This is a genomic window from Streptomyces sp. NPDC005728 (assembly GCF_040630895.1).
Classification (GTDB): Bacteria; Actinomycetota; Actinomycetes; order Streptomycetales; family Streptomycetaceae; genus Streptomyces.
Genome location: NZ_JBEXYL010000191.1, coordinates 1 through 7,996, shown reverse-complemented (window position 1 = coordinate 7,996; position 7,996 = coordinate 1). Strand labels below are relative to the sequence as shown.

General features: G+C 71.6%; 8 protein-coding genes, 2 pseudogenes and 1 riboswitch. Of the genes and pseudogenes, 5 read left to right on the top strand and 5 right to left on the bottom strand.

Translation table 11 applies throughout. From position 1 onward, the window contains the following. Nucleotides 1-106, top strand: a pseudogene (locus ABZ471_RS46615) (RNA-guided endonuclease TnpB family protein); the annotation flags it as partial. Between the two features lie 34 nt (nt 107-140). Here the strand turns inward: ABZ471_RS46615 and ABZ471_RS46610 are convergent. The 3 genes from ABZ471_RS46610 to ABZ471_RS46600 form a co-directional block, all read right to left on the bottom strand. Further along, entirely contained in the window at nt 141-875 is a 735-nt protein-coding gene (locus tag ABZ471_RS46610; protein WP_359075229.1) for a hypothetical protein, read from the bottom strand. 90 nt (nt 876-965) lie between these two features. Continuing rightward, nucleotides 966-1,934, bottom strand: coding sequence for a threo-3-hydroxy-L-aspartate ammonia-lyase (locus ABZ471_RS46605; protein ID WP_359075228.1), 969 nt, complete (start codon nt 1,932-1,934; stop codon nt 966-968). 10 nt (nt 1,935-1,944) lie between these two features. After that, entirely contained in the window at nt 1,945-2,595 is a 651-nt protein-coding gene (locus ABZ471_RS46600; protein WP_359075227.1) for a PAS domain-containing protein, read from the bottom strand. A 92-nt stretch (nt 2,596-2,687) separates the two neighbouring features. On the opposite strand from ABZ471_RS46600, the gene ABZ471_RS46595 reads away from it, so the two are divergent. Next, complete coding sequence (locus ABZ471_RS46595) at nt 2,688-3,146, top strand: hypothetical protein (protein ID WP_359075226.1); 459 nt, start codon at nt 2,688-2,690, stop codon at nt 3,144-3,146. Here ABZ471_RS46595 and ABZ471_RS46590 read toward each other — a convergent pair. Continuing rightward, nucleotides 3,089-3,487 (bottom strand): annotated as a pseudogene (locus ABZ471_RS46590) (sugar phosphate isomerase/epimerase and 4-hydroxyphenylpyruvate domain-containing protein); the annotation flags it as partial. The gene ABZ471_RS46595 and the pseudogene ABZ471_RS46590 overlap by 58 nt on opposite strands. Between ABZ471_RS46590 and ABZ471_RS46585 the strand changes: the two are divergent. Beyond that, nucleotides 3,398-3,838: an IclR family transcriptional regulator C-terminal domain-containing protein gene (locus ABZ471_RS46585; protein ID WP_359075225.1), complete on the top strand. Its 441-nt coding sequence runs from the start codon at nt 3,398-3,400 to the stop codon at nt 3,836-3,838. The pseudogene ABZ471_RS46590 and the gene ABZ471_RS46585 overlap by 90 nt on opposite strands. 46 nt (nt 3,839-3,884) lie before the next feature. On the opposite strand, the gene ABZ471_RS46580 is transcribed toward ABZ471_RS46585, so the two are convergent. Next, on the bottom strand, nt 3,885-4,781 hold the full coding sequence (locus tag ABZ471_RS46580; protein ID WP_359075224.1) for an alpha/beta hydrolase: 897 nt from the start codon (nt 4,779-4,781) through the stop codon (nt 3,885-3,887). A gap of 117 nt (nt 4,782-4,898) precedes the next feature. Between ABZ471_RS46580 and ABZ471_RS46575 the strand changes: the two genes are divergently transcribed. Beyond that, on the top strand, nt 4,899-5,933 hold the full coding sequence (locus ABZ471_RS46575; protein WP_359075223.1) for a helix-turn-helix domain-containing protein: 1,035 nt from the start codon (nt 4,899-4,901) through the stop codon (nt 5,931-5,933). Between the two features lie 158 nt (nt 5,934-6,091). Continuing rightward, a riboswitch (cobalamin riboswitch) is annotated at nt 6,092-6,308 on the top strand. 152 nt (nt 6,309-6,460) lie between these two features. Beyond that, a partial coding sequence (gene metE / locus ABZ471_RS46570) for a 5-methyltetrahydropteroyltriglutamate--homocysteine S-methyltransferase (RefSeq protein WP_359075222.1) occupies nt 6,461-7,996 on the top strand: 1,536 nt, incomplete at its 3' end.

The following is a 7,996-nucleotide window of genomic DNA, read 5'->3' as shown; positions in this document are numbered from 1 at the left end:
CAGGGACAAGAACTCCGCCCGCGTGATGCTCATCCGGGCAGGTCTGAACCCGGCTGGTGTCGAGGGCGCAAGACCCGCTGAGGCGCCGCCTCAGCAGGCAGCCTGAGCCAAGAATCACCTCCCCTCAGGGAGGAGAGCAGTCAATTCAGGATGTTGACGGCCCGCGCGACCACCAGGACCACGGTCACCAGGGAGACCGAGGACTGCAGCATCATCAGCATCTTGGCCCACCGGGAGAGCGGCATCACGTCGGTCGGGCTGAAGGCGGTGGAGTTGGTGAACGACAGGTACAGGTAGTCCAGGAACGCCGGCTCCCAGTCCGGCGGGGCGACCTCGGGGCTCTGCATCTGCACGAAGAGGAAGTCGGGGTGCTGCTGCCGGCCGAGGACCCGCGCCATCGGGCCGCCGCGGTCCCACTCCCAGTACCACAGGGCGAACACGATCACGTTGGTCAGCCAGATGCCACCGCCGGTCAGCAGCAGCGGCACCGCGTCCTCCCCCGCGCTGCCGCTCACCAGGTCCGCCACGAGCCGGACCGCCGACCAGCCGTTGGCCAAGCTGATGACGCCGATCAGGGCGAGGCCCAGCATGCGCAGCCGGCGCGTGCGGGGCTCGACCCGTCGCGGGTTCGCGGCGATCAGGCCGGCCAGCAGCACCAGCTCCAGCGCGGGCAGCGCCCAGTACGGCTGGAGCGCGAGCCGGTGCGGCAGCAGCAGTTGGAGGGCGACCGCCACCAGGATCACGGCGGTCACCGCCCAGCGCGGCTCACCGCTCGTCGCCCGCCGCCACGCGGGGACCAGATCGCGCTCACCGCTCGCCAGCAGCCGCTCGATCCTGTCCAGGCGGCTCCCGGCGTCGTCCGTGCCTTCGGTCATGGCGAAGATTGTCCCGGGTCGCAGAGGCCGTGTCCGGGCGGGGTGCCCGACCGCCTCCGGGACGGCCGGGTACGGGCTCCGAGCTGCGGGTCAGCCGCCGATGAGCCGGCTGAACCGCTCGGCGTCGATGTTGCCGCCCGAGGCGATGACGCCGATCCGGGGCGGAAGGTCCTCGACGCGTCCGGCCAGGAGGGCGGCCAGGCCGGTGGCGCCACTGGGTTCGAGGACGATCTTCAGACGCTCGAAGGCGAACCTCATGGCGCGGACGATCTCCTCGTCGCTGACAAGGGCGACGGCGTCGACCAGACGCTGGTTGATGCCGAAGGTGATCTCGCCGGGGGTGGAGATCGCCTGGCCGTCGGCGATGGTGCGGGGCACGGGGATGGTGACCCGCTCGCCGCTCTCCAGGGAGCGCTTCGTGTCGTCGCCCGCTTCGGGCTCCACGCCGATCATCCGGATGCCGGGGTGCAGGGCCTTGGCGGCGGTGGCACTGCCGGCGATCAGGCCGCCGCCGCCGACGGGCACGAGGAGCGCGTCGAGTTCCCCGGTGTCCTCGAGGAGTTCCAGGGCGGCGGTGCCCTGGCCGGCGATGACATGGGGGTGGTCGTAGGGCGGGATCAGGACCAGGCCGCGGTCCTCGGCCAGCGCCTCGCCGAGGGCGGTGCGGTCCTGGGTGTAGCGGTCGTACGTCACGATCTGCGCCCCGTATCCCGCGGTCGCCTCCCTCTTGGAGCGGGGGGCGTCCTCGGGCATGAGGATGACGGCGCTGGTGCCCAGTTCGCGTGCGGCCAGGGCGGTGGCCTGGGCGTGGTTTCCGGAGGAGTAGGCGGCGATGCCCTTGGCCAGTTGCTCGGGGGCGAGCTGGGCGGCCGCATTGTAGGCGCCGCGGATCTTGAAGGCGCCGATCCGCTGGAAGTTCTCGCACTTGATGAACACCTCGGCGCCGACGAGTGAGTCGAGCGTGCGGGAGGTGAGTACGGGGGTGCGGTGGGCGATGCCCTTGAGGCGCGCGGCGGCCTCACGGACGTCGTCGAACGTGACGGGCGAAGCGGCAGTCATGAGGGGCCCTTCACTTGGTGTAGTTGTAGACGGTCGCCCGGGACACCCCGAGCAGGTCGGCGATGGCCTGGGCCGCATCACGGGAGTCGAAGTAACCGTCAGTGTGGAGCTGCCGGACGAGCGTCCTCTTGGCCTCCCGGCCCAGCGATCTCGGGGTGCCGCCGCGTTCGGCGGCGAGCGTCTCGACCGTCTGGCGCAGCTCGCGGGCGTTGCGGTCCCGCAGTGTCTCCAGTGCCTGCTCACCCTGCTCGGTGTCGGTGGCGACGAGGTTGGCCAGGGCGAGTGTGACCGGCGAGAGCACCGAGACGTCCAGGTTCAGACACAGGGCCGCGATGTACTCGCCGGCGCTGTTCTTGATGCCGATCGACGTGCTCTTCGCCGGGCGGCCGTCGGGGAACCGGTTGGGGTAGTTCTGGATGACGCTGGGGTACTGCGGGTCAGCGATGCGGGCCAGCCCCAGCTCGGTTGCGGAGTCGCCGGCCCGGCGGCCGGAGAGGTTGTTCTCGATCGCCCGGATCGCGTGCTGCGGGTCGCGCAGGTCGTGCAGCACCACTTCGCACAGGCCCGGGAACATCCGGCCCAGGGCGACGGCGATCTTCTCCGCTTCGCCGATGAGGTGCTCGTCCGCGGTGGCCGCAGCGGTGCCTCTGACGTGGTCCATGGCGATCTCCCCCGCAGACGTCCATTGATCTCGACCGTTTTGATCTCGACTATTTTTCCAACTCTGGATAATGAGGCTAAACGATCGCTGCCGTGCCGTCCAGGGGCGCCATCGTGCCGCACATGCTCGACGACTCCGTTCTGGGCCTGACCTCGGCCGACGCGGGCTCCATGGGTGGCTGGACCACGTTCCGCGCGGCGAGCGGGAGCAAACCGAGGCCGTCGCCGACCGGAACGTCTGCCCCGGCGTATGAGGCGACCTCTCTACCGCGGCCGGCCTCGTTCTGCGGCCTGCACCTCGTACACGTGGTGAGCACGTGGTTGCCGCAGCTGATCGGCGCACGGGCCGACAGCGGCAACGAGAGCCGGGGCTTGACCGCCTTCGCCCTGGCCAGGCTGGTGGGCGAGCTCGCCGTCACCCTCGTACCGCTCGCCCGGCGCGCCGCCTCGGCAGCGGTTCTCCTGGCTGCCGGCGCCTCCCACCGTCCGGCGGACTACCTCCGCTGGGCGGCCAGCCGGATGGGGGCGTTCGCGGCGCCGTATCCGCGGTAGCCGCCGGTGCGCTGCACGAACTCGAAGAAGACGTGGCCGACCGTCTCCGTGTACCAGTGCCGGAACTCGCCGCCCTGCTCGTCCCGGTCGTAGAGGATGCCGAGTTCGCGGTATGTCTCGACCTCGCCCTCGGGGAATTCGTACCGTGCCCGCAGGTCGTCGTGGTAATTGGCGGGGACGCGCAGCAGGTCGGCGCCCGCCGCGTGGAAGCCGCGCACCGCCGCGACGAGGTCGTCCACGGCGAAGGCCACGTGCTGGGCGCGGGTGCCGGCTTCGTCCGTCGGGCTCGGGGCGAGGTTGCGGACCAGGCGCGGTCCGTCGGCCGCAGCGGACAGGGCGCGGCCGGCGCCTCCTCGAAGGTCCTGCTGCGTGACGTCTCCGAGGCACTCCTGCACCGGGTGGCCGCCGCCTCGCCCCAGGGTGAGGGGCATGCCGCACAGCTGCGGACCTGGGCGGCGGAGGCGACCGAGCGGGGCTACGCCGTCGGCAGCGGCGAGTGGGACGAGGGGCCGACCGCCGTGGCGGTGCCCGTGACCGGCCGCGGCGGCCCGGTCGTCGCGTCCCTCTCCCTCAGCGGCCCCAGCCACCGCTTCCCGTACGAGGCCGTGGAGCGCTTCGCCGCAGAACTCACCCAGGGTGCCCGGCTCATCTCCGACCAGGGCTTCCGTCACCCGCTGGGCAGCGAGGCCTGAACGGACGGGTGTAGACCGCGCCCACCTCGTGAAGGGAGACGCAACTTCACTCGGTGAGGGCACGGCGCAGGACGGCGCCCAGTTCGGCGAGTTGCCGCTGCGAGACGTCGGCGGTCTGGATCGCCAGTGACCCGTGGAAGGTGCCCGGCCACTGGCGCAGCTCGACCGACACGCCCGCCTGCAGCAGGCGCAGCGCGTAGTCGATGCCTTCGTCGCGGTTCGGGTCGAACTCCGCGGTGGCGATGTAGGCCGGTGGCAGACCGGACAGGTCGTCGGCACGCGCCGGAGCGGCGTACGGCGTGGCGGGCTGGGAGCCCAGGTAGTGGCCCAACGCCGCGGCGCGTACGGCACGCGTGTTCCAGGGCGTGTCGGTGAAGTTCCGTGCCGACCATGTCTGTTGGCGGTCGTCGAGGATGGCTTCGTTGAGCAGTTGGAAGCGGATCGGCGGGCCCAGCTGGTCGCGGGCCCGCAACGCCACTGCGGTCGCGAGGTTCGCGCCGGCGCTGTGGCCTCCGACCGCGATCCGGTCCGGGTCGATGCCGAGTTCGGCCGCGTGTTCGTGCGTCCAGGTCAGGACGGCGTAGACGTCGTCCAGGGCGGCGGGGAACCGGTGCTCGGGCGCCAGGCGGTAGTCGACGGTGATCACGACCGCACCGGAGAGGTGGGCTATCGGCGCAGCCCAGTGCTGCTCTGTGTCCAGGTCACCGACGACCCATCCGCCGCCGTGCAGCCAGACGACGGCACCTTGCGCCTGGCGCGGGCGGTACACCCGCACCGGCACGTCCGGATCGGCGGGCACCGTGCGGTCCTCGACCTCCAGTCCCGCGGTGTCCGGCGCCGGCCGCGCGGCGGCGAGCTCGGCGTAGATCTTTCGGTAGGCGACCGGGTCGGTCAGATCGGTACGGGGGAGCAAGGGGATGAATGCTTCGAGTTCGGGATCCATGCCGGACATCCTGACCGGCGCCGCCCCGGAGATCACCCGCCAACTGTCGGGCGTCCCGCCCGGATCACGCACCGATCGGCGCTTCTCCTCCCGGTCATGGGACCCTAACCTCCTGTCATGGAGGCACTGGCCGTACGGCTGTCAGGACTGGACCCGTACGTCGACGGCGCGATCCGCATCGTCGCGTTCTACGACACGCTCATGCGCCGGCGGGTGGATCTCCCGGCGCTCGCCCGGGCCTCGGCGGGCCTGGCCGAGTGCGTGGCCGGGGTCCGACTCCACGGCACCGGACAGGTGATCCGTGTCGCACCCGACGGAAGGCAAGCGTCCGCCCCGCCGTCACCCGCGTCCACCACCGCGCCGATCACCCTCGACGAGGAGGAGATCGGCACGGTGTGGCTGGAACGCCCAGGCCCACACAATCCGCTCGACGAAGTGCTCCTGGACCGGCTCGCCATCGCCGCCGCGGCGGTCGTCGAGCGGTACGGCCCGGCCCGCACCACCATGGCCGACCCCGCCCTCGTCGAACTGGCGATCAGCTCCGACAGCGACGAGGCGGCCCGGGTCAGGGCGCTACGGCTCCTGGGTTTCGCCGCCGGCCTGCCGCTCCACGTCGTCGCCGTACGGTCGCGGCTTCCGCTCGACCAGATCGGCGCCCTGCTCTGCCCGGGCCGCCCGGTGAAGGCGGCATCCCTCGCCGACGTGGGTGTCGTCCTGGCGGCCACAGTGGACCAGGACCGGTTCCCGGCAGGCGTACGCGCGGGCATCGGCGCCGCCGAAAGCCCCGATCGGTCCTGGCGGGAGGCCCGTACCGCCCTCCGCTTCACCACCCCACGCCAACCGGTCGTCCACTACGACGACTTGGGGGCGTTGACGCTGCTCGCCCAGGTATCCCAGGACACCGTACGAGACAACGCCGACGTGGCTGCCATCGCCCGAATGGCGGGCAACCCCGCAGACCTGGAGACGCTGGACACCTACTGCGCCGCCGGCTCCCTACGACGGGCAGCCGATCTCCTTCACCTGCACCACAGCAGCGTCGCCCGCCGACTCGAGCAGATCGGAAAGGTCCTGGACATCGAACTCACCGAACCCACCGGGCTGATGCGGGCAAGACTCGCCCTCACCGCATGGCGGCTGCTCAACGACTGAGAAGGGCCCGCCCAACACTTCTGGGCTCCTCCGAACCGGCAACACCCGACTGCTGGCCCGCGAGACCGGCCGGGGTTTCCACGTCCACGACCGACCCTGAGGCCCGGGGGACGGACCGAATGCAGGGGGTGGCGCCCCGGCAGTGCGCGTCACCCTTTAGGCTTGCTCCTGCAGCTGGTTCGCCCCGTCCGCCAGGCGGGATGCGTCGTAAGAGGGAACCCGGTGGAAATCCGGGACTGCCCCGCAGCGGTGAGCGGGAACGACCGCCGTCATACGCACTGGGTCCGGGAGGGCCTGGGAAGCGACGGCCAGTAGGTGTCCTCGGTGAGGACGTGCCCGCGAGTCCGAAGACCTGCCAACTGCCCGCGTATGAAGCACTCGTGCGCGGACATCCCGGTGACCTCGAGGGCGGGTCGGCGTACACACCGAACGGACGGCGCCTGGCCGCTGCCGTCCGGTGCGTCACCCCTTCGCGCTCTCGTCCCGTCCCCGGGATCTCAGGGATTCATCTCGCGAAGGAGATCTCCGTGACCATCAAGTCCGCAGCCGCGGCAGCACGGTCCACCGTGTACGGCTACCCCCGTCAGGGACAGAGCCGCGAACTGAAGAAGGCGATCGAGGGCCACTGGAAGGGCCGCGTCACCGCCGACACCCTGCGCGCCACCGCCGCCGAACTGCGCCGCACCCACTGGCGGCAGCTGGCGGACGCCGGCATCGACGAAGTGCCGACCGGCGACTTCTCGTACTACGACCACGTGCTCGACACCACCGTCATGGTCGGCGCGATCCCCGCACGCCACCGGGACGCCGTGGCCGCCGACCCGCTGGCCGGATACTTCGCGATGGCCCGCGGCACCCAGGACGCGGCGCCGCTGGAGATGACCAAGTGGTTCGACACCAACTACCACTACCTGGTCCCGGAGCTGGGCCCGGAGACGGTGTTCGCGGCCGACGCCTCGAAGCAGGTCGCGGAACTCAAGGAGGCCCTCGCCCTGGGACTCAAGGCCCGGCCCGTTCTCGTGGGCCCTGTCACCTACCTGCTGCTCGCCAAGCCCGCGCCGGGCGTGGCCGCCGGCTTCGACCCGCTCACCCTCCTCGACCGGCTGCTTCCGGTGTACGCCGAGGTCCTCGCCGACCTGCGCGCGGCAGGTGCCGAGTGGGTCCAGCTGGACGAGCCCGCCCTGGTCCAGGACCGCAGCCCGGCCGAGCTGAACGCAGCGGCCCGCGCCTACCGCGATCTCGGTGCCCGCAGCGACCGGCCCAGGCTGCTGGTCGCCTCCTACTTCGGGCCGCTCGGCGAGGCCCTGCCGGTGCTGGCCAAGGCACCGGTGGACGGACTCGCGCTGGACTTCACCGAGGCGGCCGCCGCCAACCTGGACGCCCTCGCGGCCGTCGGCGGGCTGCCCGGCAAGCGCCTGGTCGCCGGTGTCGTCAACGGCCGCAACGTCTGGGTCAACGACCTGGAGAAGTCCCTGGCCACGCTCGGCACCCTGCTCGGCCTGGCCGATCGGGTGGACGTCTCGGCCTCCTGCTCCCTCCTGCACGTCCCCCTCGACGCCTCGGCGGAGCGGGACATCGAGCCGCAGATCCGGCGCTGGCTCGCCTTCGCCCGGCAGAAGACCGCCGAGATCGTCACCCTGGCCCGCGGACTCACCCGTGGCCCGGACGCCATCGCCGCCGAACTGTCCGCCAACCGAGCCGACCTGGCCTCCCGCGCCGGCTCCCCCATCACCCACGACCCGGCCGTCCGCGCCCGCGCCGCCGCCGTCACCGAAGCGGACGCCCGCCGCTCCCAGCCGTACCCCGAGCGGTACGCGGCCCAGCGCGCACACCTGCAGCTGCCGCTGCTGCCGACGACGACCATCGGCTCCTTCCCGCAGACCGGCGAACTGCGCACCGCACGCGCCGACCTGCGCGCCGGCCGGATCGACGCCGCCGGTTACGAGGAGCGCATCAAGGCCGAGATCCAGGAGGTCATCTCCTTCCAGGAGAAGACCGGGATCGACGTCCTGGTGCACGGCGAGCCCGAACGCAACGACATGGTCCAGTACTTCGCCGAGCAG